Origin of the sequence: Polaromonas sp. JS666, assembly GCF_900103405.1 — a bacterium.
GTDB lineage: Bacteria > Pseudomonadota > Gammaproteobacteria > Burkholderiales > Burkholderiaceae_C > Polaromonas.
The window spans coordinates 482,151-505,741 of the sequence record NZ_FNHX01000002.1 but is presented as its reverse complement, the minus strand read 5'-3'; the positions used below and the strand labels follow the sequence as shown (position 1 = coordinate 505,741).

General features: G+C 64.3%; 26 protein-coding genes. 15 read left to right on the top strand and 11 right to left on the bottom strand.

Translation table 11 applies throughout. The features are described from left to right. Positions 1 to 3: 3 nt before the first annotated feature. Positions 4 to 540, bottom strand: coding sequence for a hypothetical protein (locus BLQ85_RS06780; RefSeq protein ID WP_254779729.1), 537 nt, complete (start codon positions 538 to 540; stop codon positions 4 to 6). Between the two features lie 306 nt (positions 541 to 846). Between BLQ85_RS06780 and BLQ85_RS06775 the strand changes: the two genes are divergently transcribed. Then, complete coding sequence (locus BLQ85_RS06775; protein ID WP_074575557.1) at positions 847 to 1,437, top strand: putative pterin-binding protein; 591 nt, start codon at positions 847 to 849, stop codon at positions 1,435 to 1,437. 3 nt (positions 1,438 to 1,440) lie between these two features. On the opposite strand, the gene BLQ85_RS06770 is transcribed toward BLQ85_RS06775, so the two are convergent. Next, on the bottom strand, positions 1,441 to 2,229 hold the full coding sequence (locus tag BLQ85_RS06770; RefSeq protein WP_074575556.1) for an alpha/beta fold hydrolase: 789 nt from the start codon (positions 2,227 to 2,229) through the stop codon (positions 1,441 to 1,443). Between the two features lie 108 nt (positions 2,230 to 2,337). Here BLQ85_RS06770 and BLQ85_RS06765 point away from each other — a divergent pair, with 108 nt between their 5' ends. From BLQ85_RS06765 to ntrC, 9 genes are all read left to right on the top strand, one after another. Then, positions 2,338 to 3,351, top strand: a complete 1,014-nt coding sequence (locus BLQ85_RS06765) for a YVTN family beta-propeller repeat protein (RefSeq protein WP_074575555.1) — start codon at positions 2,338 to 2,340, stop codon at positions 3,349 to 3,351. Further along, positions 3,317 to 4,177, top strand: a complete 861-nt coding sequence (locus tag BLQ85_RS06760) for a polysaccharide deacetylase family protein (protein ID WP_074575554.1) — start codon at positions 3,317 to 3,319, stop codon at positions 4,175 to 4,177. The genes BLQ85_RS06765 and BLQ85_RS06760 overlap by 35 nt, the downstream gene beginning before the upstream one ends. Positions 4,178 to 4,182: 5 nt before the next feature. Next, entirely contained in the window at positions 4,183 to 5,145 is a 963-nt protein-coding gene (locus BLQ85_RS06755) for a sterol desaturase family protein (protein ID WP_074575553.1), read from the top strand. Positions 5,146 to 5,187: 42 nt separating this feature from the next. Next, positions 5,188 to 6,117, top strand: coding sequence for an EI24 domain-containing protein (locus BLQ85_RS06750; protein ID WP_074575552.1), 930 nt, complete (start codon positions 5,188 to 5,190; stop codon positions 6,115 to 6,117). 12 nt (positions 6,118 to 6,129) lie between these two features. Further along, on the top strand, positions 6,130 to 6,954 hold the full coding sequence (locus BLQ85_RS06745) for a competence/damage-inducible protein A (RefSeq protein WP_074575551.1): 825 nt from the start codon (positions 6,130 to 6,132) through the stop codon (positions 6,952 to 6,954). A gap of 227 nt (positions 6,955 to 7,181) precedes the next feature. Next, positions 7,182 to 8,597, top strand: coding sequence for a type I glutamate--ammonia ligase (gene glnA / locus BLQ85_RS06740; RefSeq protein WP_007869429.1), 1,416 nt, complete (start codon positions 7,182 to 7,184; stop codon positions 8,595 to 8,597). 169 nt (positions 8,598 to 8,766) lie between these two features. After that, positions 8,767 to 9,294, top strand: coding sequence for a hypothetical protein (locus BLQ85_RS06735; protein ID WP_074575550.1), 528 nt, complete (start codon positions 8,767 to 8,769; stop codon positions 9,292 to 9,294). 27 nt (positions 9,295 to 9,321) lie between these two features. Next, entirely contained in the window at positions 9,322 to 10,428 is a 1,107-nt protein-coding gene (gene glnL / locus BLQ85_RS06730) for a nitrogen regulation protein NR(II) (protein ID WP_074575549.1), read from the top strand. 95 nt (positions 10,429 to 10,523) lie between these two features. Further along, complete coding sequence (ntrC, locus tag BLQ85_RS06725) at positions 10,524 to 12,035, top strand: nitrogen regulation protein NR(I) (RefSeq protein WP_074575548.1); 1,512 nt, start codon at positions 10,524 to 10,526, stop codon at positions 12,033 to 12,035. A gap of 230 nt (positions 12,036 to 12,265) precedes the next feature. Here ntrC and xth read toward each other — a convergent pair whose 3' ends face one another. From xth to BLQ85_RS06695, 6 genes are all read right to left on the bottom strand, one after another. After that, positions 12,266 to 13,045 carry an exodeoxyribonuclease III gene (gene xth, locus BLQ85_RS06720; protein WP_074575547.1) on the bottom strand — a complete coding sequence of 260 codons (780 nt, stop codon included), beginning with the start codon at positions 13,043 to 13,045 and terminating at the stop codon, positions 12,266 to 12,268. Between the two features lie 40 nt (positions 13,046 to 13,085). Further along, on the bottom strand, positions 13,086 to 13,679 hold the full coding sequence (locus BLQ85_RS06715; RefSeq protein ID WP_074575546.1) for a DUF4337 domain-containing protein: 594 nt from the start codon (positions 13,677 to 13,679) through the stop codon (positions 13,086 to 13,088). A gap of 38 nt (positions 13,680 to 13,717) precedes the next feature. After that, positions 13,718 to 14,203: a dihydrofolate reductase gene (locus BLQ85_RS06710; protein WP_074575545.1), complete on the bottom strand. Its 486-nt coding sequence runs from the start codon at positions 14,201 to 14,203 to the stop codon at positions 13,718 to 13,720. A gap of 16 nt (positions 14,204 to 14,219) precedes the next feature. Further along, positions 14,220 to 15,050, bottom strand: a complete 831-nt coding sequence (locus tag BLQ85_RS06705) for a thymidylate synthase (protein ID WP_074575544.1) — start codon at positions 15,048 to 15,050, stop codon at positions 14,220 to 14,222. A 71-nt stretch (positions 15,051 to 15,121) separates the two neighbouring features. Further along, entirely contained in the window at positions 15,122 to 16,543 is a 1,422-nt protein-coding gene (locus BLQ85_RS06700; protein WP_083336764.1) for an FAD-binding oxidoreductase, read from the bottom strand. Positions 16,544 to 16,559: 16 nt separating this feature from the next. After that, positions 16,560 to 16,934 (bottom strand): DUF2069 domain-containing protein, encoded by a 375-nt coding sequence (locus BLQ85_RS06695; protein WP_074575542.1) that lies wholly within the window; start codon positions 16,932 to 16,934, stop codon positions 16,560 to 16,562. Between the two features lie 33 nt (positions 16,935 to 16,967). Between BLQ85_RS06695 and BLQ85_RS06690 the strand changes: the two genes are divergently transcribed. The 4 genes from BLQ85_RS06690 (at position 16,968) to BLQ85_RS06675 (ending at position 19,208) form a co-directional block, all read left to right on the top strand. After that, positions 16,968 to 18,182: a YihY family inner membrane protein gene (locus BLQ85_RS06690; RefSeq protein WP_074575541.1), complete on the top strand. Its 1,215-nt coding sequence runs from the start codon at positions 16,968 to 16,970 to the stop codon at positions 18,180 to 18,182. 101 nt (positions 18,183 to 18,283) lie between these two features. Continuing rightward, complete coding sequence (locus tag BLQ85_RS06685) at positions 18,284 to 18,520, top strand: hypothetical protein (RefSeq protein WP_254779727.1); 237 nt, start codon at positions 18,284 to 18,286, stop codon at positions 18,518 to 18,520. Between the two features lie 260 nt (positions 18,521 to 18,780). After that, complete coding sequence (locus BLQ85_RS06680) at positions 18,781 to 18,969, top strand: DUF3606 domain-containing protein (protein ID WP_074575539.1); 189 nt, start codon at positions 18,781 to 18,783, stop codon at positions 18,967 to 18,969. Then, on the top strand, positions 18,966 to 19,208 hold the full coding sequence (locus tag BLQ85_RS06675) for a hypothetical protein (protein WP_074575538.1): 243 nt from the start codon (positions 18,966 to 18,968) through the stop codon (positions 19,206 to 19,208). Before BLQ85_RS06680 ends, BLQ85_RS06675 begins: the two co-directional genes overlap by 4 nt. Before the next feature lie 24 nt (positions 19,209 to 19,232). Here the strand turns inward: BLQ85_RS06675 and BLQ85_RS06670 are convergent, their stop codons facing one another. Continuing rightward, entirely contained in the window at positions 19,233 to 19,604 is a 372-nt protein-coding gene (locus BLQ85_RS06670; protein WP_074575537.1) for an Mpo1-like protein, read from the bottom strand. Between the two features lie 101 nt (positions 19,605 to 19,705). Here BLQ85_RS06670 and BLQ85_RS06665 point away from each other — a divergent pair, with 101 nt between their 5' ends. After that, a complete protein-coding gene (locus BLQ85_RS06665) occupies positions 19,706 to 20,113 on the top strand; it encodes a thioredoxin family protein (protein ID WP_074575536.1) in 408 nt (135 codons plus the stop codon). Here the strand turns inward: BLQ85_RS06665 and BLQ85_RS06660 are convergent. Both BLQ85_RS06660 and BLQ85_RS06655 read right to left on the bottom strand, forming a co-directional pair. Then, complete coding sequence (locus tag BLQ85_RS06660) at positions 20,110 to 21,405, bottom strand: cytochrome P450 (RefSeq protein ID WP_074575535.1); 1,296 nt, start codon at positions 21,403 to 21,405, stop codon at positions 20,110 to 20,112. The two genes, BLQ85_RS06665 and BLQ85_RS06660, sit on opposite strands and share 4 nt — an antisense overlap. 42 nt (positions 21,406 to 21,447) lie before the next feature. Next, entirely contained in the window at positions 21,448 to 23,586 is a 2,139-nt protein-coding gene (locus tag BLQ85_RS06655; RefSeq protein ID WP_074575534.1) for an acetyl-CoA hydrolase/transferase C-terminal domain-containing protein, read from the bottom strand. Positions 23,587 to 23,591 lie beyond the last annotated feature (5 nt).

Here is a 23,591-nt window from a genome sequence, read left to right as displayed (position 1 = left end):
GGCCTAGCGCAATTCGGCCGGGCGGGTGTTGGACTGTATGAGGAAGGAGTCGTGCCAGTGGCCGGGCATGCTGCTGGTGTGTTCCTGGTCCATGAGCGTGCGTATCTGGCGCTGTTGTGCCAGCGTGTGTTTCAGGCTGAGTCGCGCGGTTTCAAGGGCTGCTTCCTCACGCTTGAGGTGCCGGTTTTTGGTGGCTTCTTCACCGAGGAATTCGTTGCGGAGTGCATCCTGGTCCGGCAGCATGGAAGGGTTGAGCACCACGTAACAAATGCCGCATTGGGCCAGCAAATTGCTTTTCAGGTTTCTGGCTTTGCGGGACAGGCCGAATGACTTGGGCACGTCGACGCAGCCGACCACATGGCCGTCGCTGGCGCAGACCGAAAACGTGCAGGTGGTGTTCTGGAGCATTTCATACCAGTAGAGGCTGTTTTCATTGGCATTGGGCCGGGTGAAGCGGGTCACCGGCATCTTGACCAGCACATGGTGGTCGTCAAAGGTGTTGATCATCCAGTGCCAGACCCGCAGTTCCTCGCTGTTCATCAGAACCCGGGCATGCAGGGGCCAGTGTTGAGGAATGCGGCGTTTCCCCCGGTTTACCCATCGTGACCACAGGCTGTACCATTCGGCGATGTGCTCCATGTGGGGCTGCTCCGCCGGTGACCATTCCGAGTTTCTGTACATGACAAACTCCTGGTTGTTACGGGTACTTACAATATGCGACTATTTGCCTACTTTGTCTTGAGATTTATCACGGCATTTCGCTTGATTAGTGACTAAGTGTGATTTTTTAGACGGAAACTCCGTCGCCGGTGCGTGTAAAGCTTGCAAACAAAGGGAGAGAAATCCATGGACAAACGCAAATTTATGGGTGTGGCGGCCTTGGGTGCTGCCGCGTTGCCAGGACTGGCGCAGGCCCAGCTGGCGCCCAAGGCGCAAAAAGGCCCGACGGTGCTGACCGTCAGCGGGCTGATAGGCGCTGGCAACCGCGGCGCCCTCGATCCGGCGCTGGACCAGATGATGGCCAAGCAGAAGATCAAGTTCGACAAGGCGCAGGCCTTTGATTTCGCCACCCTGGCTGCGCTGCCGGCCGTCACCATCAAGCCGACGCTGGAATACGACAACAAGCCGCACACGCTCAAAGGCCCGCTGCTGGCCGATGTGCTCAAGGCCAGCGGCGTGAAGCTCACCGACAAGACCACGGTGTTTGTGCGCGCGGTGGACGGTTACGCGGCCCAGGTGACGGCCGCCGAGCTCGGCAAATACCGCTTTATCGTCGCCACCCACATGGACGGCCAGCCTTTGTCGCTGGGCGGGCTAGGGCCGCTGTGGGCCGTGTATGACGCGGACCGTTTTCCCGAGATGGCGGCCAAGCCGGTGTCGGCGCGCTTCGCCTGGTGCCCCTGGGCGACCTATCACATCGAGATCAAAGAGGCCTGAGCTTCAGCTCACGGTCTTCAGGAAATCGGTAATCGCTTCCACGGTCTGGCCGGGCTGGTCGCGCTGGGGTGAATGCCCGCAGGCCGCCAGCCGCAGTTGCCGGGCATGGGGCGCCACCCGTGCGATTTCGTCGAGCTGGCGCATCGTGCCGTACTCGTCGTCCAGGCCCTGGATGAGCAACAGCGGCGTCGTGATGCGGCTGCATTCTTCGCGGATGTCGAAGCGGCGAAAGGCATCGGACAGCCAGATGTCGTTCCATTGCCAGAAGGCCGCGTCGACGTCGGCGTGGTAGCGCGCCAGGCGATCGCGCAATCCCCCTGACTCAAACGCCGTACGGGCTTCGGTGATGGCCTGCACGGCAATGTCTTCCACCAGCACATGCGGCGCCATGGCGATGCAGGCCGACACCGGATGGCGGCTGGCGTGGAGCAGGGCGATGGTGGCGCCGTCGGAATGGCCCAGCAGCACAGGCCGGCTGATGTCCAGGGCCTGCAGCAGGGCGGGCAGCACCTCCCAGGCTTCACCGTGCATGTAGTCGGGCTGCAAGCGGCCGCTACCGCGCACGCCGGGCACGGGCGCGGAATTACCGTAGCCGCGCCGTGAATAGACGATGCCGGCCCGGCCTGTCGCCGCGCAGACGGCCTGCGGCCAGTCCAGCCCGCGCTGCGTCCACAAGGCGACCGAACCCAGGCCTTCGTGCAGGAAAACAATCGGGGCCAAGTCGGGCTGCCCGGCGATGCGCCTGAGTTCCAGGCGCATGCCGTTGATCTCCAGCATCTCGGTCACGTTCATCGCCGCATCGTAAGGGATGCCGGCGATTCAGGGATTCCGGGCCTTTTGGGATGGGAACCCCGCCGGCGCCCGGTACACTAACCGGTTGCACCTAGAAAGACCGTTTTTGTGAATGTTCCCGCCCGTTTTGCAGCCGCCTGGCTGTGCGCCCTTGCCGCCCTGACGAGTTTCCCTGCCGCCGCCCAGACGGCGGCGCCGCCGGCGGCTTCCGGAATCACTACACCCGTCTTTGTGCTCAACTCGCTGGACGACACCGTCAGCGTGATCAACCCGGCCACCTGGACCGAGACCCGGCGCATCGCCACCGGCAAGCAGCCGCACCACCTTTACCTCACGCCCGACGAAAAATCGGTGATCGTGGCCAATGCGCTCTCGGATTCGCTGACCTTTATCGACCCGAAAACCGCCGAAGTGCAGCGCACGGTGCGCGGCATCCTGGATCCTTACCAGCTGCGTTTTTCGCCCGACATGAAATGGTTCGTCACGGCCGCCAACCGCCTGAACCACATCGACATTTACAAATGGGACGGCAAGGACATCACGCTGGCCAAGCGCGTGCCCACCGGCAAGACGCCCAGCCATTTGTGGATAGACAGCAAAAGCACCACGATCTACTCCACCATGCAGGACAGCGATGAGCTGATCGCCATCGACCTGGCGACGCAGGCCGTCAAGTGGCGCACCAAGACCGGCTCCATCCCGGCCGACGTCTACGGCACAGCCGACGACAAATTCATGCTGGTCGGTTTGACCGGCGGCGATGCCGTTGAGGTCTATGACGTGAGCGGCGCCCAGCCGCAGCGCACCAAGTCCATCAAGACCGGCGCCGGCGCCCATGCCTTTCGCGCCTTCGGCGACAAGCGCCATATCCTGGTCAGCAACCGTGTGGCCAACACCATCAGCCGTATAGACCTGCAAACCCTGGAAGTGGTCGACAACTATCCCGCGCCGGGAGGCCCCGATTGCATAGACGTGAGTCGCGACGGCAAGCAGATCCTGGTGACCTCGCGCTGGGCGCGCAAGCTTACCGTGATCGACGTGGCGACCCGCAAGGTGGTGCGCCAGGTCAATGTTGGAAAGAGCCCGCATGGCGTCTGGACGCTCGACCATTCGCCGAGGTAGGCCGGCCCTGGCGGCTGCGCTGCTTGCCGCCGCCCTGGCGGCGGTCGGTATGCACCCCGCCCAGGCGGCCGCGCCCTGCAAACCCGTCTACCTGACGCTGGACACCGGCCACATGGCCGTCGCGCCGATGATGGCCGAGGTGCTCAACAAGCATCAGGTCAAGGTCACGTTTTTTGCTGCCAACGAGCGCACGCAGACCGGCGACGGCAGCCTGGGCGCGCAGTGGGCTCCGTGGTGGAAGGCGCGGGCCGCCGAAGGCCATGAGTTCGCCTCCCACACCTGGGACCATGTGTACTGGCGCGGCGACCTGCCGGTGGCGGGTGGTGAGCCTCCCCGCTTCAAGATGCGACCCTCCGCGGGCCCGTCGGAAGGCAAGGACCTGACCTGGACGGCCGCGCAGTACTGCGAAGAAATCGGCAAGTCGGCCAAACGCTTGGAAGCCATCACCGGCAAAAAAACGCTGCCGCTTTTCAGGGCGCCGGGCGGCAAGACTTCGCCTGCGCTGCTGGCCGCCGCCAAGTCCTGTGGGTATGAGCATGTGGGCTGGTCGCCCGCGGGTTTCCTGGGCGACGAACTGGCCAGCGAAAAATATCCCAACGATTTTTTACTCAAGAAGGCGCTGCGCGACTTGCGCTCCGGCGACATCCTGCTGGCGCACCTGGGCATCTGGTCGCGCAAGGACCCCTGGGCGCCCAAGGTGCTGGAGCCCTTGATCACCGGCCTGCAGTCGCGCGGCTTTTGCTTCAAGACCCTGCGCGAGCATCCCCAGTACAAGGACTGGATTGAGGCGCAGTCCGGCCCGGCCCCGGCCAAGCCTGCAAAATAAACGGCATGGACGGGTTCAGCGATCTTTTTTCGGCGGCGCAGCAATGGCTGTTCGAGGCCGCCGTGCAGCCGGCCATGTTCGCGCTGGGCATGGGCAACCTGCTCGAAGACGGCTACGACGCCACCGCCTGGTTCATGGTGGGCGTGATCCAGGTGCTGATCCTGCTGGCCCTCGTCGGCCCGCTGCAGCGCTGGCGGCCGGTGGAGCCGGTCACCGACCGCGCCACCATACGCACCGACGTGCTGTACACACTGATCCACCGGCTGGGCCTGTTCCGTATCGCGCTGTTCTTCACGCTGGACCCGTGGTTCGACGAAGCCTTCGGCGCGCTGCGCACCGCCGGCTACGGTACCTTCCACCTCGACCAGCTCTGGCCCGGCGTCACCGACCATGCGGTGGTCAGCCTGCTGATTTACCTGGTGGTGTTCGACTTCGTGGCTTACTGGACGCACCGCGGCCAGCACCAGATCGAGTGGTGGTGGCGCCTGCATTCGCTGCACCATGCGCAGCGGCAAATGACCATGTGGAGCGACAACCGCAACCACCTGCTCGACGACATCCTCGTTGACTCCATCGTGGTAGTGGTGGCCCAACTCATAGGCGTGCCGCCCGGCCAGTTCATCGCCATCGTGGCCTTCACCCAGCTCAGCGAAAGCTTCCAGCATGCCAATGTGCGCATCTGGTTCGGCCGCATCGGCGAGCGCTTGTGGGTGAGCCCGCGCTTTCACCGGCTGCACCACAGCATAGGCATAGGGCACGAGACCGTGAAGGCCCAGCGCACCGTCCTGGGCGGGCATAACTTCGGCGTGCTGCTGCCGTGGTGGGATGTGCTGTTCGGCACCGCCAATTTTGAGCAGCGTTACGACCCCACAGGCGTTCGCGACCAGGTGGAGGCCAACCGCGACTACGGCAAAGGTTTCTGGTCGCAACAATGGATTGGCCTGAAGCGCCTCTTCGGTAAAGCCTGAGCCTGCCATCTGCCTGTCGCCGAGTCGGGGTATCCTCGGTTTATGAGCAAACTTCTTGATGCTTTTTGGCGTGCCGCGATGTACTGCCTGCACCCGCGGGTCATTGCCCTGTCGGTGCTGCCCCTGGTCATCATGGTCGCGATTTCGCTCGGGCTGGGCTATTTTTTCTGGAACGACGCGGTCGAGGCCATCCGCTCCCAGATCAGCAACTACGAGCTCGTCAACAGCCTGGTGCGCTGGCTCGAAACGCTGGGGCTGAGCAGCCTGCGCATGGTGCTGGCACCCGCGCTGCTGCTGTTCCTGGCCATTCCCGTGATCGTGATTGTTTCGCTGCTGTTTGTGGCCATACTCATGACGCCGGCCATGGTGTCGCTGGTGGCCGAGCGGCGCTTTCCCCAGCTCGAGCGCAAGCTGGGCGGCTCCATGCTGGCCAGCCTGTTCTGGTCGCTGGGCTCGACACTGCTCGCGGTCCTGGCGCTGGTCGTGTCGATTCCCCTGTGGCTGATCCCACCCTTGATCCTGGTGCTGCCGCCGCTGATCTGGGGCTGGTTGACCTACCGCGTGATGTCCTACGACGCCATGGTCGACCACGCGAGCAGCGAGGAGCGGCGGCAGATTTTCAAGGAACACCGCATGCCGCTGCTGGCCATAGGCGTGCTCAGCGGCTACCTGGGCGCCGCGCCCAGCCTGATCTGGGCCTCAGGCGCCATGTTCGTCGCCATGGCGCCGCTGCTGGTGCCGGTGGCCATCTGGATCTACACCCTGGTGTTCGCTTTTTCTTCGCTCTGGTTTGCCCACTACACCTTGGCCGCGCTGGAGCAGCTTCGCAAACGAAACAATGCGCTGGCTCCCGACCCGCTGGTCCAGGCCGAGGTCGCGACAACGGCGGCCGAATTGGCGCCCGAGGCCCTGCCCGGGCCGGCGCCCAGCTTCGGCTCTCTGGGCGGCAAGCCCGACTTACCCCTGCCTTGAACCCTCCACAACATGACCCCTCACTTCGGCCTCATCATCGTCGGCGATGAAATCCTCTCGGGCAAACGCGCCGACAAACACCTGCCCAAAACCATAGAACTGCTGGGCGCGCGAGGCCTGCAACTGGCCTATGCCGACTACGTGGGCGACGACCCGGCGCGTATCACCGCCACGCTGGCGCGCGCTTTCGCGGCGGCCCGCGAAAACGGCGACGTGGTGTTTTCCTGCGGCGGCATAGGCGCCACGCCCGACGACCACACCCGGCAGTGCGCGGCCAAGGCGCTGGGGGCCGAACTGGCCTTGCATCCCACGGCCAAAACCCTGATCCTCGAACGCATGGCCGACGTGGCCAAGGAGCAGGGCACGCCCTATGAGCCCGACCGCGACGACAACATCCACCGCCTGAACATGGGGGTGTTTCCGGTGGGTGCGGAGATCATTCCCAACCCCTACAACAAGATCCCCGGCTTTACCTGCCGCGCGGGGCAGGGCGCGGTCCACTTCGTGCCCGGGTTTCCGGTCATGGCCTGGCCGATGATCGAATGGGCGCTCGACACGCTGTATGCCGACCTGCACCAAAAGTCGCCTTACACCGAAAAATCGGTGATCATTTTTGGGTCCATGGAAGCCATGCTCACGCCGCTGATGCTCGCGATTGAGGCGGCGCACGCCGGCGTCAAGGTCTTCAGCCTGCCCAGCGTGGACCACCCCGAATACGGCCGCCATATCGAGCTGGGCGTCAAAGGCGCGCCCGAGGCGGTCAACCTGGCCTACCCGGCCATGCTGGCCGGGCTGCACAAATTCGACCTCAAATTCGGCCCTGAATTGGTGCGTTGATTTTTCGCACTAAATCAGTGCATTTATGGTGATGCACTCTAATTGTGCATGCGTTACCAGGCAGTGTTTTTTCTCTTTTCAGCCTCCGCGGGGCTGGAACCGAGGCCAGATGACGGCACAATCCGAGGCTTGGCAGGAAAGCGAACGGCCAATGGCTTTGGCACAAAAAGTGCATTCAAGAGCCCGAAGACAATTTTTCAACCACCCATCCAGCACAGGAGATTTTGATGGCAAAGACCGTCGCAGACGTCATGAAAATGGTCAAGGAAAACGAAGTCAAGTTCGTTGACTTCCGTTTCACCGACACCCGGGGCAAAGAGCAGCACGTGACCGTGCCCGTGTCCCATTTTGACGAAGACAAATTCACGTCGGGCCACGCTTTCGACGGATCGTCCATCGCCGGTTGGAAGGGCATCGAGGCTTCGGACATGCAACTCATGCCCGACCCGAACACGGCCAACATCGACCCCTTCTTCGAAGAAACCACGCTGTTCCTGCAGTGCGTCGTGGTCGAGCCCAGCGACGGCAAGGCCTATGACCGTGACCCGCGCTCCATCGCGCAGCGCGCCGAAGCCTACCTCAAGGCTTCCGGCCTGGGCGACACCGCCTACTTCGGTCCCGAACCCGAATTCTTCATCTTCGACGGCGTGCGCTGGAGCAACGAGCCCGGCAACGTCATGTTCGCCATCGACGAATACGAAGCCCCCTGGAACAGCGGCAAGCAGCTCGAAGGCGGCAACCGCGGCCACCGTCCCACCGTCAAGGGCGGCTACTTCCCCGTGCCCCCGGTCGACAGCACGCAGGACATGCGCGCCGAAATGGCCCTGATCCTTGAATCGCTGGGCATCCCGGTCGAAGTGTTCCACCACGAAGTGGCGGGCGCCGGCCAGAACGAAATCGGTACCAAGTTCAGCACGCTGGTCCAGCGCGCCGACTGGACCCAGGTCCTGAAGTACGTGGTCTGGAACGTGGCCAACGCCTACGGCAAGACCGCCACCTTCATGCCCAAGCCTTACGCTGGCGACAACGGCTCGGGCATGCACGTGCACCAGTCGATCTGGAAGGACGGCAAGAACCTGTTCGCCGGCGACGGCTACGCAGGCCTGTCCGACTTCGCGCTGCACTACATCGGCGGCATCATCAAGCACGCCCGTGCCCTGAACGCGATCACCAACCCCGGCACCAACAGCTACAAGCGCCTGGTGCCCGGCTTCGAAGCCCCGGTGAAGCTGGCTTACAGCTCGCGCAACCGCTCGGCCTCGATCCGCATTCCGTTCGTGGCGAACCCCAAGGGCCGCCGCATCGAGGCGCGCTTCCCTGATCCATCGGCCAACCCTTACCTGGCCTTCTCGGCCCTGATGATGGCCGGTCTGGACGGCGTGGAAAACAAGATCCATCCGGGCGAAGCCGCCACCAAGGACCTGTACCACCTGCCGCCGGAAGAGGACGCAAAAGTCCCGACCGTGTGCCACAGCCTGGACCAGGCGCTGGACTACCTGGACAAGGACCGCGGCTTCCTGACCAAGGGCGGCGTGTTCACCGACTCCATGCTCGACGCCTACATCGAGCTCAAGATGGGCGAAGTCACGCGTTTCCGCATGGCACCGCACCCGGTCGAGTACGACATGTACTACTCGCTGTAAGCAGCGTAGCCGCCCACTGTTTTTATTTACAGTCTGTGGCCAAAAAAGGACGGCATATGCCGTCCTTTTTTATTGCCCCCGGCACTTGTAGGTGTGCTGGCTTTGTATTTTCCCCCCTTTGCCGCATACTGATAGACCGTCCTTGCCCTACCGGCATTGGGAGTTCTCCATGAAAAACACCTTTTTGCTTTCTGCCTTGTCCCTGCTGCTGGCCAGCGCGGGAAATGTCGCATGGGCGCAGCAGGTTTACCGCTGTGCCGGCCTCGGGGGCTCCACGCCTGAATACATCAACAACGCCAAAGAGGCGCAGACGCGCAGCTGCAAGCTGGTCTCGGGCGGCAATGTCACGGTTGTGGCGAGCACGCCGGTGAGCACCACGCCCAAGCCCGCGGTCCGCGTGGCGGCCGCGGGTGGACCGCGCACCGACGGCAGTCCCGAGCAGCGTGCCCGCGACAGCGATTCACGCGCCATCCTGGAAGCCGAACTGAAAAAAGCCGAAGCCAAACTGGCCGAGCAGCAAAAAGAGTACAACAACGGTGAACCCGAGAAGCAGGGCATTGAGGGCCGCAACTACCAGCGCTACCTGGACCGTGTGGCCGAACTCAAGGAAAACATCGCCCGCAACCAGAGCGACATCGCCGGCCTCAAGCGCGAGATATCCCGGCTTCCTTCGGTCGCCGCTCCCGCCCTTAATTAAGCGCGCAAGGCCCGCTTCTGGGTGAAAATGGATGGCTTGAACAAGCCCTCCATCCGCACCCCATCCTCCTCAGCCCCGGTTTCGGGGCTTCCCCGTTTCCAGGCCTTCGACCTGCTGGCCACGCTGGTGGCTGTCGTGCGCACCGATGGCACCGTGGTGTTTGCCAACGCCGCGCTCGAAGACGCGCTGGGCACCTCCCGGCGAACCATCGAAGGCTCGCAGCTCCCCGACTGTTTCACCGAGCCGCTGATCCTGCAAAACGCGCTCGAAGGCGCCGGCAGCAATGAATTCGCCGCCCTGCGCTACGACGCCTGGCTCCGGCGTCTGAACCATGAGCCGCTGCCGGTCCACGTGGTGGTGGCGCAAACCGACACCCCGGGCGAAGCCATCGTGGAGCTGCTACCGCTGGAGCAGCAGGCCAAACAGGAGCGGGAAGAGCGCCTCATCGACCAGGCGCAGGCCAACAAGGAACTGATACGCAACCTCGCCCATGAAATCAAGAACCCGCTGGGCGGGATTCGCGGCGCGGCCCAGCTGCTGCAGATGGAAATCGGCAAGGACCTGACCGAATACACCCAGGTCATCATCCATGAGGCGGACCGGCTGCAGACCCTGGTCGACCGCCTGCTGGCGCCGCACCGCCGCCCGCACCTGGTGGGTGACGTGAATATCCACGAGGTGTGTGAGCGCGTGCGCTCGCTGATCCTGGCGGAGTTTCCCAAAGGCCTGAAGGTCACGCGGGATTACGACATCTCCATCCCCGACTTCCGCGGCGACCGCGAGCAGCTGATCCAGGCGGTGCTGAACATCGCCCACAACGCCGCGCAGGCGCTCGCCGAACTCATCGCGGCGGGCAAGGCGCAGATCACTTTCAGGACCAGAATCGCCAGGCAGGTAACTTTTGGCAAGCAGCGCTATCGCTTGGCACTGGAATTGCATGTTATCGACAATGGACCGGGTGTGCCGGACTCCATCAAAGACCGCATCTTCTATCCCCTGGTCTCGGGGCGCGAGGGCGGTTCGGGGCTGGGGCTGACATTGGCGCAAACCTTTGTGCAGCAACACCACGGTTTGATCGAGTGCGACAGTGTGCCGGGCCGTACGGATTTCAAGCTGCTCATACCGCTACCTTGAAAGCTGTCCACCGCATGATTGATACATAACGCGATCCGCGCGGAGGCTCCCCAGAAGGGCCACGCGCTGAAAGCATGACAAAAGGGACTGCATACATGAAACCGATCTGGATCGTTGATGATGACCAGTCCATCCGGTTTGTTCTGGAAAAGGCCCTGCTTCGCGAGGACCTTCCCACGCGCAGTTTCACCAGCCCCCGCGAAGTGCTTGCCGCGCTGGAGAACGCAACCGAAGAGGACGGCCCGCAAATCCTGGTGAGCGACATCCGCATGCCGGGCGGCTCCGGCCTGGACTTGCTGGAAAAGGTCAAGGAAAAGCTGCCCGGCCTGCCGGTCATCATCATGACGGCCTTCTCCGACCTGGACAGCGCGGTCTCTGCCTTCCAGGGTGGAGCTTTTGAATACCTGCCCAAGCCGTTTGACCTGCCCAAGGCGGTCGAGCTGATTCGCCGCGCGGTGGAAGAAAGCCAGCGCGAAGAGGTGGCCGAGGAGCGCATGGCTTCCGCGCCCGAAATGCTGGGCCAGGCGCCGGCCATGCAGGACGTGTTCCGCGCCATCGGGCGCCTGAGCCAGAGCATGGTGACGGTGATGATCACCGGCGAATCGGGCTCCGGCAAGGAGCTGGTGGCGCGCGCGCTGCACAAACACTCGCCGCGCGCCAGCGGGCCTTTTGTCGCGATCAATACCGCGGCGATCCCGAAGGATCTGCTCGAGAGCGAACTTTTCGGCCATGAACGCGGCGCCTTCACCGGCGCGCAGACCATGCGGCGCGGCCGCTTCGAGCAGGCCGAAGGCGGCACGCTGTTCCTTGACGAAATCGGCGACATGCCCTTTGACCTGCAGACGCGCCTGCTGCGTGTGCTCAGCGACGGCCATTTCTACCGCGTCGGCGGGCACAACGCCGTCAAGGCCAATGTGCGCGTGATCGCCGCCACCCACCAGGACCTGGAGCAGCGCGTCAAGGAAGGCGGCTTTCGCGAGGACTTGTTCCACCGCCTCAACGTGATCCGTTTGCGCCTGCCTGCGCTGCGCGAGCGGCGCGAAGACGTCTTCATGCTGACGCGCCATTTCCTGCAGCAAAGCGCCAAGCAACTGGGCGTCGAGCCCAAGCGGATTTCCGACACGGCCCTGCAGCTGCTGAGCAATTTCGGTTTTCCCGGCAACGTGCGCCAGCTCGAGAACATTTGCCACTGGCTGACCGTCATGGCACCGGCCCAGGTGATAGAGCCCAAGGACCTGCCTCCGGAAGTGCTGGGCATGATTCCCGAGCCTGGAAAACCTCTTGCCGCGGCTGAAAAATCGGACGCTGTCCGTACCGAATGGGCGGCAAGCAGCGACAAGGTTTTGCCGGGGCCCGCGCCCGAGGCGGCCCTGCCGGTCGTGGCCGGCGTGGGGCAGAACTGGGAAAGCGGCCTTGAAGCCGAAGCCCTGGCCCTGCTGGCCACCGGTCGCAGCGATGTGTGGGACGTGCTCACGCGCCGCTTTGAATCCAAGCTCATCCAGACCGCGCTGGCCAATACGCGCGGGCGCCGCATCGAGGCCGCCCAGAAGCTGGGCATAGGCCGGAACACCATCACGCGGAAGATTCAGGAGCTCCATCTGGAGTAGATGGCCCCCACGGTCGCTCACTGCGTGTAGCTCCCTGCCCCCCGAGGGGGCCGCTGCGCCTGCGGCCCGGCAAAGCCGGTTCCGCGGCCCCGGCTGGGTTTAAGAGTTCATTGGCGTAACCAGTGCTGGGGTCTTCACCAGTGGGGGCCGAGGGTCCGGCTTTGCCGGCCCCAGGCGCCGCCCCCTTGAGGGGGGAACGGACTACACGAAGTGAGTCCGGACGGGGGTGTTTAGCTGTTCAGTTCCACTGTCACAGGCGCATGGTCGCTGGGCTTTTCCCATTTGCGCGGCACGCGGTCTATGCTGCAGCCCTTCACTTGCGGCTTCAGTGCCTCGCTGACCAGGATATGGTCTATGCGCAGGCCCCGGTTCTTCTGGTAGCCCAACATGCGGTAGTCCCACCATGAATAGCTTTTGGGCGCTTGCTCGAACATGCGAAAGCTGTCGGTCAGGCCCAGCGCCAGCAGCTGGCGGAAATGTTCGCGCTCTTCCTTGGTGTGGTGGATGGTGTCCCTGAGTCCTTCCGGGTCGAAGGAGTCCTGGTCTTCCGGCGCGATGTTGAAGTCGCCCAGCAGCACCAATTGCGGGTGGGCCGCCATCTCGGCGCGCACATAGGCCTGCAGGCCGTCCAGCCAGCGCATCTTGTAGGCGAACTTTTCGCTGCCGGGCTCCTGGCCGTTGACGAAGTAACCGTTCATCACGCGCACAGGCCCCGCGGGGCCGTCCACCGTGGCGGCGATGACGCGCGAATGTTCGTCTTCAAAGCCGACAATGTTTTTCACCACCTCGCGCATCGGCGTGCGCGACAGGATGGCCACACCGTTGTAGGTCTTCTGGCCGAAGGCGGCGGCTTCATAACCCGCGGCCTTGAGCGCCTCCAGCGGGAACTTGTCGTCCGTCATCTTGAGTTCCTGCAGGCACAGCACGTCGACGGGATTGGCGGCCAGCCAGTCCAGCACATGCGCCAGCCGCGCGGTCAGCGAATTGACGTTCCAGGTTGAGATCTTCATGGTTTCATGCTCCAGCCCCGGAAAAGGGTATTGGCGGTGATCAGATGTGTAGTACGGCCAGCACACCCACCACCAGGCCCACGCCGGCCACGGCGAACATGCCGTATTCCAGCCATTTTTTGCGCGTCAGCAGCGCGATGGCCGCCAGGGCGATCGCCACCTGCAGCACCGTGGTGGCCTGCGCCCAGCGGTGGTGCTGGTGGATCTGCTCATCCGAGGATTTGTCCCAGACGGCGGATTCGGCTTCGAGCTTCTCGGCGATCACCTTGATCTCGTTTTTTTCTTTTTCGTAGCGGTCCACCTTGGCCTGGTAGCCGGCTTTTTTGTCTTCGGGCGCCAGGTCGCGGGCCAGCTCGGCCAGTGACTGCTTGGTGCTTTTGGCCTGGAAGTAATTCCACTGGTTGGAGGCCTCGGTCTTCTTGATGGCCGCGTTGTTTTTGTACAGGCCCGCATTGGCCTGCGTGGCGCCGCCCATGTAGGCAAAGATGGCACCCACGGTCGCGATGATGGCCGTGATCACCGCGATCTGCGCGATCATGCCGCCGCCGCTTTCATGACCGCCGTGGCCGCCCTGGGCCGCGTGCTCAAGCTCATGGTCGTGGGGCCCGTGCACGTGAAATCCGCCTCCTGACATATCAATTCCCTCTCATGTTGTTGTGGGTTGTGGATGGTTTATTTTTCGTAGGTGATGAAGCTGAACTTCATCCCCGTGGCCGACACATGGTCCTCACGCGCCGTTTGCCGCCATTCGGGGCCCAACGTCGGCGCGAAGGCGTCGCCTTCGATATTTTCCGCAATCTCCGTGACTTCGATGCGGTGTGCCAGCGGCATCGCCTGCGCGTAAATTTGCGCGCCGCCCAGGATCCACACCTCTTCGGAAGCCGCGCACAGCGCCAGCGCGTCGGGCAGGCTTGCCGCGGTCTCGGCGCCGGCTTCCTTCCAGCCGGCCTGGCGCGTGATGACGATGTTGGCGCGGCCCGGCAGGGGGCGGAATTTGGGTGGGAGCGAATCCCAGGTCTTGCGGCCCATGATGACCGGCCAGCCGGTGGTCAGGCGTTTGAGGCGCGCCATGTCTTCCGGCAGGCGCCAGGGGATGGTGTTGTCGCGGCCTATCACGCCGTTGGCGGCGCGGGCGAAGATCATGTGGATGCGTGTCATGCGCGGCTTTCGTGTTCTAGACCGCCACCGGCGCTTTGATCGCCTCGTGATGCTGGTAATCCAGGAACTCGAAATCCTCAAACTGGTAGTCGAAAATCGATTCAGGCGTGCGCTTGATCCGCAGCGTCGGGTAGGGGAAGGGCTGGCGGCTCAGTTGCAGCGCGACCTGCTCATGGTGGTTGCTGTAGATGTGGCAGTCGCCGCCGGTCCAGATGAAGTCGCCCACGCCCAGGTCGCACTGCTGCGCCACCATATGTGTCAACAAGGCGTAGCTCGCGATGTTGAAGGGCACGCCCAGGAAGATGTCGGCGCTGCGCTGGTAGAGCTGGCAGCTCAGCTTGCCGGGCTGGCCCTGCACCTCGGAGGGTGCCACATAGAACTGGAAAAACGCGTGGCAGGGCATCAGCGCCATCTTGGAGAGGTCGGCCACGTTCCAGGCGCTCACGATGATGCGCCGCGAATCGGGGTTGGTCTTGAGCGTCTTGATGACTTCGCTGATCTGGTCGATGTGGCCGCCGTCGGGCGTGGGCCAGCTGCGCCACTGCACGCCGTAAACCGGGCCCAGGTCGCCGTCCGGCCGCGCCCATTCGTCCCAGATGGTGACGCCGCGTTCCTTGAGCCAGTTGTTGTCGCTGGAGCCCTGCAAAAACCACAGCAGCTCATGGACGATGGATTTGAGGTGCACCTTCTTGGTGGTCACCAGCGGAAAGCCCTCGTTCAGGTCAAAGCGCATCTGGTGGCCGAACACGCTTTTGGTGCCGGTGCCGGTGCGGTCGGCCTTGAAGACGCCGTGGGTGTCCACATGGCGCATGAAATCTTCGTATTGGGAGCGTATGGGGCGGGTCATTGGAAACCAGTCGGCTTGAGTCGGGGGGGTATGCTGCGGCCGGCGCAAAGGCGGCCGGGAAAGGCCTTTAATTATGCCTTCAGCACCCGGCCCGGGTTCATCAGGTTCAGCGGATCCAGGCCTTGCTTGATGGCGCGCATCATGTCCAGCGCCACGGGCGATTTGTGCTTGGGCAGCGTGTCGACCTTGAGGCTGCCGACACCGTGCTCGGCCGAGATGGAGCCCCGGTAGCGGTCTACCGCCTCGTAGACCAGGGCATTCATGGGATGCTCTTTTTCGTTCAGGAAACGCGCCTGGTCTTCGTTCTCCGGCGCCTGCACGTTGTAATGCAGGTTGCCGTCGCCCAAGTGGCCGTAGACGACCATGCGCGCGCCCGGAAAGCGCTGCAGCAGCAGTGCATTGGTTTCAGCCACGAACTCGGGAATGCGCGACACATTGATCGAGATGTCGTGTTTGATGTTCAGGCCCTCCTCGGCCTGCGCCATCGGGATGCTTTCACGGATGTGCCACAGCGCGTGGGCCTGCGCCATGCTCTCGGCGACCACGGCATCGGCCACGCAGCCGGCCTCCATGGCGGCCTCGAGCAGGCGCTCGAAGCATTCACGCGCGTGGGCTTCCGATTCGTTGTCCGAGTTCTCCAGCACCACGCACCAGGCATGTTCCTGCCAGAAGGGCACGCGCTGCTGCGGGAAATGTTTGGCCACCAGGCCCAGCGCGAACTGGCCCATGACCTCAAAACCGGTCAGGCCCGAGCCCAGGTGTTCATGCGCCAGGCCCAGCAACTGCACGGCGGCCTCCAGCGAGGGCACGGCGGCAAAGGCGGTGAGCTGGGACTTGGGCATGGGGTAGAGCTTCATGGTCGCGCCGGTGATCACGCCCAGCGTGCCTTCGCTGCCTATGAACAGGTGGCGCAGGTCGTAGCCGGTGTTGTCCTTGCGCAGGCCCGTGAGGCCGTCCCAGATTTCACCTTGCGCGTTGACGACTTCCAGCCCCAGGCAGAGGTCACGCGTGTTGCCGTAGCGCACGACCTGGGTGCCGCCGGCGTTGGTGCCCAGATTGCCGCCTATGGTGCAGCTCCCCTCCGAGGCCAGGCTCAGGGGAAACAGGAAACCGGCTTTTTCGCAGGCTTCCTGCAGGTTTTGTAGCACGCAGCCGGCATCCACCGTGATGGTCAGGTTGCCGGCGTCCAGCGTGCGCACCTTGTTCATGCGCGTGAGGCTCAGCACGACCTGCGTGCCGCTGGCGTCCGGTGTGGACCCCACCACCATGCCGGTATTGCCGCCTTGCGGCACGATGCTCACGCGCGCCGCTACGCAGGCTTTCACCACGGCCGCGACTTCCTGGGTGGAGCCGGGACGCACCACGGCCAGGGCTTTGCCGGTTTCGCGCTTGCGCCAGTCCTGCACCCAGGGCGTCAGGTCGCCGTCGGTCAGGACGTTGGTGGCGCCGACGATCTGGCGCAGGGATTCGATCAGGGGGTTGTGCGTGCTCACGGTGTTCGGTTTCAGGTTAGGGGGTTGAGGGGGCCGGGGTATTTTTCAGGCGCACGCGCACATGCAGCGCGCAGGCCGCGAACAGCGCCAGGCACAGCACGACTTCAATGAGGGCCAGGTAGTTGCCCGGCGCGCGGTCGCTCCAGGCCCGCACCACGCCCTCGGTGAAATACAGCCACACCAGCAGGCTGAGCCAGCGGTAGGTGTACATGCGGTTTTTCAGGACACCGGCCAGCGGTATGCACAGCGGCAGCACCTTGAGCGCCAGCAGCGAGCCGCCCGGCCGTATGGGCGCCAGCCACATTTCCCAGGCCAGGCCCAGCACGATGAGGCCCAGCAGGCTGGCCAGCGCCAGGCGGCGGGTAAGGTCTATTTGCTCTGTTTTGTTCATGGAAATCCAAATGTCAATGGCATGATACCGGGGATGAAATTCCAGCAATACCTGCAGGACCTCCTGGCCGACCTGTCGCGCTTCCCGTGGCGCGGCACCGCGCTGACCCTGCGCGACCGTTTCCGCGAAGACCACATGGGCCTGACGGCCAGCAGCCTGACCTTCACCACCTCGATCGCGCTCGTGCCCTTTTTCACCGTGGCGCTGGCGATTTTCACGGCCTTCCCGATGTTTTCGAAGCTGCAGGGCGCGCTGCAGGCCTGGCTGGTGCAGAGCCTGATTCCCGACAACATCGCGCGCCAGGTGCTGGGCTACCTCACGCAGTTCAGCCGCCAGGCCAACAAGCTGGGCATTGCCGGCCTGGCCGTGCTGCTGGTCACGGCCATCGCGCTCATCCTCACCATAGACCGCACCCTGAACGGCATCTGGCGCGTCAAGAAGGCGCGATCGCTGGCCCAGCGGGTGCTGATCTATTGGGCCGCCATCACGCTGGGGCCGCTCCTGCTGGCGGCCAGCCTGGCGGTCACCTCCTATGTGCTGTCGGCCTCGGGCGGCCTGGTGGGCGCCTTGCCGGTCAGCCTGCGTTTCCTGCTCAGCGTCCTGCAGTTTTTCCTGGTGGCCGGCGGCATGGCGGCGATGTACCGCTATGTGCCCAACACCTTTGTGAAATGGTCGCATGCCTGGGCGGGGGGGCTGTTTGTCGCAGCCGGCATCGAGGTCGCCAAGCGCGCGCTCAGCCTTTACCTGGGCGCGGTGCCCACTTATTCGCTGGTCTATGGCGCCTTCGCGACCCTGCCTATCCTGCTGGTGTGGATTTATGTCTCCTGGGTCATCGTGCTGATGGGCGCGGTGATCGCCGCCTACCTGCCCAGCCTGCTGGCCGGCGTGGCGCGCCGCGGCAGCGCGCACGGCTGGTACTTCCAGCTTGCCGTCGAAGTGCTTCAGCAGCTGCACAAGGCGCTGTCGACGCCGCGAAAAGGCCTGAGCGCCTCGCAGCTGGCCGAGCGGCTCCAGGTGGATGGCCTGCAACTCGAGCCGGTGCTGGAAACCCTGGTGGCGCTGGATTGGGTGGGCCAGCTCAACGAATCGGAGGGCGAGGACGAGGCCCGCTTCCTGCTGCTGGCCGACCCCGATGCCACGCCCCTGGAGCCGCTGATGCAGGAGCTGCTGCTCGACAAGGCCGAGGCGGTGCAGGGCCTGTGGCGAAAAGCCCGCTGGCCCGAGTTGCGGCTGCGTGACGCGCTGTAAAGCACTTACCCCAAAAAACCGATAAACCGCCAGGGGAATTCTTGTTCGCGACAAGGCGCCGTAACAAAATCAAACCCCCTTGTTTTTCAATGCACAGAAAGATGCCAGCAAAAACCAACGCCCGGGAAAAGCTTGACGGCGCCATTGCCCAGGAGCGGCAGGCGCAGCGCGATGCCAAGCAGATTTATGACAAGCTGACCGCCAAGATGTGGGCCTACCAGACCGGCAGCGGCCCCGCGCCTACCAACGAAGACTTCGAGCAGTGGAGCCACGCCGTGGAGCAGCGCGTCAAGATCAAGCAGCTCGGCATACGTGTGGACGGCGAGCCCGGCGCCTGAGCCTTGCACGGAGGCCGGCGGCGCGTAATGTGGTGCAAAACAGGCTCAGGCCTGCGCGCCCTGGTTCGGGCAGAAGCTAATAAGCAGAGGTTTTAAAAGCGTCAACCTTTTGTCAAGGTTGTTAAGCCTTCGTCACCTCAGCCACGTTTCGTTGCTTTTGTTCGGCCGTGACTTCAAGCGGGCGGGTCGGATTCTTACAAGGCGCAGGTGCGGCACGGGCCAAGATTCCCCGCATCCCTCAACCCTAGCCGGAGAAAACCGTGACACCACCTGCTTATCCGATCGCCGATGCGTCCCTGAAAAACGAGCCCATCGACATCAACCAGGAAGCCTCCTTGAACTACTGGGTCGCCGCGCTGGCCTGCAGCGAACTGGAATTGCGCGTGGCCGTGGCCGAAGTCGGCCCCGCCGCCAAGGACGTGAGCAATGAGCTGGGGAGGACTTTATGAGCGCCATGCCCCCAACGCTTCCCCTACAGCCCGGGCCGCTCGCGGTCCGTGTCAAGGAACCCTCGGCCGGCCTGTTCTACTGGGTGGTCACCCAACTGTCCACCGACGAGCGCGGCGCCGATGTCCGTATCGAAGGCTCGGACCACCCCTATCCCACCCATGAAGCCGCGCTGCACGCCGGCGCGGCCTGCCTGAAGGCGCTCAAGGCCAGCATCTTCCAGCCCCAGGGCCCGCACTAGCCACCGCCTCGACCCACGCTGCCTTTAAGTGCCCTTGAGGCGCTTGAAGGCTTGCACCCACATATCGCGGTACATCATCCAGTCGCCCATAAAGCTGTAAAGCGGCCGCTTGAAGGACGCGGGCTTGTTCTTTTCAAAGCCGAAGTGACCTATCCAGGCGAAGCCGTAACCGCACAGCAGCCCGGCCAATAGCCACCACGGGTTGCGCGTGGTGACCAGGGCCGCCAAGCACAGCAGCGTGAGGCTTGAGCCCACAAAATGCAGGCGGCGGCAAACAGGGTTGCGGTGCTCGCCCAGGTAGAACGGATAAAAGCTCGCGAAGGAATCGAAGCTGCGCGGATCTATGGGGGTGGTGGGCGTGCCGCCTTGCACGGCGTCGCTGGGCGTGGCATTCATGGTGGTGTGTCTCCTGTGCCGGGCTACTATCGTGATAGCCCCGTGTCGCCCACCATTTTGCGGCGCTGGCCATAATAGTCAACCCGCCTCCCAAGCCCCGCATGCATCTCACCACAACGCCGGCCACGGCATCCTCCAGCCCGCCGGATGCTTCGGTGCAATGGGTGGTTTGCCTGTGCGCCGACTGGTGCGGCCTGTGCCGCGACTACGCCGAAGTTTTTGCGCAGATGGCGGCGCGTTATCCGGGCAGCCGCTTTGCCTGGCTGGACATTGAGGACGAGGCCGAGCTTGTCGGCGACATCGACGTGGAGACCTTTCCCACGCTGCTGGTCGCTGACGCGGGCGGCACACGTTTTCTGGGTCCGCTGATGCCGCAGGCGCAAACCCTCGCGCGCCTGCTCGATTCGCTGGCGCAGCCGGACCAGCCCACCCGGCCCCATTCGCCTGCAACCCAGGCCGTGTTGCGGGGCCTGGCGGCGGCACCCCAGCACTGGATCAAGGCCGGCTAGGCGACGGAGAATGGCGCCTTCAGAAAGCCCCTGAAGCGCGCACGGCCGCCGCGCGTGGGGCTGGCGCTTAACCGGTAATCCGGAAAACGCTGAAGAAAACGGCCGATCGCGATGCGGCCTTCGAGCCGCGCCAGGCTCAGCCCGGCGCACTGGTGGATGCCGAAGCCAAAAGCCAGGTGGCGGTTGTCCTGGCGTGCCAGGTCCAGCTCGTCGGGCCGTTCAAACTGCGCCGGGTCGCGATTCGCCGCGCCTATGCACAGCGTCAGCAGGCTGCCCGCCGGCAAGTCCACACCGCCGATGTTGGTGTCGGCCAGCGCGCGCCGGTTGCTGAACTGGTTGGACGACTCAAAACGCAGGAACTCATCGACGGCCGGCACCAGCAAGGCCTCAAGCCCTGGCGCATCATGCGCCAGGGCTTGCATGCGGGGCAGCAGGCCGGCCAGCGCCGCCGGCCGCTCCTGCAGCGCCACCAGCGCATTGCCTATCAGGTTGGTGGTGGTCTCGTGGCCGGCGTTGAGGATAAACACGCAGTTTTGCAGCAGCTCGGTTTCGCTGAGCTTGTCGGTACCCGTTTCCCCGCCTATCAACCGCGTCAGCACGTCGTGCTCGGGGTCGCCCGGGCGGCGGCGCCTGTCGGCCACCAGGTCCCGCAGGTAGGCCGTGAACTCGCGCACGCTGTGGTTGCCCAGAGCCTCCTGCTCCGGCGTGAGCTTGGGCTCCAGCGCGCCCAGTATCGCCAGCGACCAGCCGCGCAGCGGCGCGCGGTCCGCGTGCGGCACGCCCAGCAAGTTGCCGATGATCTCCACCGGGATGGCCGAGGCGAAGTCCTCCACCAGGTCGCCACCGCCCTTGGCCGCGATGCCGTCGAGCAGGCCGTCGACCAGCGTCACAAGGCCGGGCTCCATGTCGGCAATCGCGCGACGCGTCAGCGCGCCCATGATGAGCTTGCGCACGCGGGTGTGCAGCGGCGGGTCGTTGAACACCAGGCTGGTGGTGTGGTGCTCAAACAGCGCAGAGGCCGCGCCGTATTTGGGTTCGAACTCCACTTTTTTGTCGGAGCTGAAGGTTTGCGCGTCGCGGTAGACGGCCACCAGGTCGGCGTGGCGGGTCAGGAAGAAGGAGCCGTCGGGCATGCGGCGTAGGGGCTCGTGTTCTCTCAGCGCGGCGTATACCGGGTAGGGGTTGGCATAGAAGTCCGCGGGCAGGGCACGCAGGTCGAAGCCGGCCGCGATCTCCAGCGCGCGGTCGGCGGGCATGGCCGGGGTGATGGCAAAGGGCGAGGCGTTGCTCATGGTGCGGTCCGGTGAATCCCCATGAATCCTCGCAGAGCCTGCTTAAAGATTCCCGGCAAACAGTTTGCGCATCAGCATCTTGCGCAAACTCGTGGCGTCGTCCAGGCCCAGCCTCTGCAGGTAGGCGGGCGGCGCCTCGGCGTCCGTCCACAGGCATTTGGCCAGCATGGCCAGCAGCTCGGCCGGGTGCTGGCTGGCGTGCTGCATTTGCCTGAGCGCGCCGATGATGCGCAACTCGTCGGCCGTCAGGTCGGTGCCGAAAGGAAAGTCGGGTAGCAGCGCCGACCCGCTCCAGGGCTGCAGCCGGGTGCGCAGCACCTCGGGCAGGTTCTGGCGATGCTGCGCCGGCACCTCGTAGCCGGCGTCCAGCTTGCCGGCGGCCTTGGCCTGTGCGACAAGATCCTGCTGAAAGCGCGAGTCGGCAATCTCGATCAGCCGTTTGACGACTTCGCCGTCGGGCTGGGCGCGCAGGTCGGCCACGCCGTATTCGGTGATGACCACGTCGCGCAGGTGGCGCGGGATGGTTTCATACGCATAGTTCCACACCAGGGTGCTGCGCACGCCGTCCTTGTGCTCATAGGTGGCGCGCAGCATCAGGATGGAACGCGCATCGGGCAGCGCGTGCGCCATGGCCACAAAGTTGTATTGCCCGCCCACGCCCGAAACGACCTGGCCCGACTCCAGCCCATCGGACACCGCCGCGCCCAGCAGCGTGACCATCATGGTGGTGTTCATGAAGCGGCCCTGGGTGCGCTGCGCCTGTTTGAGGCGGCTCTGGCCCTGGAGCTGGTTGATGAAAGCTATGCGCGTCATGTCGATTTTGGCCAGCGCCTCGGGCGGCATGGCGCGCAGCCGCTCGTAAAAATCGGTGGGGCCCAGGAAGAAACCACCATGCAGGACCACGCCGCCCGCCAGGCGCGTGCCCAAGCCGCCAGCGTCTTGCAAGGCCATGCGCGCGGCGGGGTCGCCCGGCCGGTTGGCGATGCGCGTGCCGCCCACCTCGAGCGCACCGTCTGGCGCAAGGCGAACCTGGTTGTTGAGCACGCCAAAGCGCTGCAGGAAGGCCAGGTCGCCGGCACTCAGTGCGGAGCCGATTCGCCCGGCATCGACCAGGGCAGCCAGCAGGTCGGTGCTGACCGCCAGGCCCGGCGCCCGGCCTTGGTTGACCAGGCTCTGCAAGGCCACATCGTCAAACACCTCGCGACGCACAATGCCGGCTTCAACCAGCTTGAGCAGCCCGTTGACGAACATCTCCGAGCAGCCATACAGGCCTTGCTCAAAGCAGCCCAACTCGCGGCCTTGCAGGCTGTCCGGGCACAGGGCCGCCATGATGCGGCGGTAGCCGTCGTTGTTGCTGTCCCGCACGATCAGCGCCTGCGCGATGGCGTCGCCCAGCGCGCCTATGCCGATCTGCAGCGTGCCGCCGTCGGCCACCAGGCTGGCGGCATGCAGGCCGATCGCGTAGTCGGCCGTGCCGACCTTGTTGTTGGGCGGCGCAAACAGGGTGTGCGTGGCCTCCGCGTCTGTCACCACCACGTCAAAGAAGCCGGCCGGCGCCACCGCGTGGTTGGGCATAAAGGGCATCTGGCGATTGAGCACAGCCACCTTGAGCAGCGGCTTGCCTTGCGCGGCCTGGCGTTCGGCGAGTTCAAAAGTCACGTCGGGGTTGCTGCCCAGGGACAGCGCAAGTTCCCCATCCACGTTATGCGCGGCGACCGCCTGCGCGATCACGTTCACGCCCAGCACCCCCATGTCGCGGGCGACAAAGGTGTAGTTGGTGGCGATGTAGGCCTGCTGCGCGCGGCCGTTGCCGAGGTAGTCGCCGGTCTTGAAGAAGAACTCGGAGACTTCGATATGCGGCGGCAGCAGGCCCGTGCGCAGGTCTTTCACGTAATCGAGATCGGGGTAGTCCCTGAACACGCGCTCGACCAGCGGCGCGAGGAAGTTCTGCTCCAGCTCGCTTTTGCCTTCGGGTTTTTCCAGCGACAGCGCGGTGATGATTTTCAGGCGCCGGGGATTCGCCTCGCCGCCCATGGCCTTGATGCGGCGGTAGAGCAGGTTCACAAAGGGGTTGGGCTTGCCTATGCCCAGCGGCAGCCCGAGCACGATGTCACCCTCCACCGCGGTGAGCACATGCTCCACCGCCTGCGCGAGTGTGGGGACGAGGAGAGAGCTTGCCATCGGAT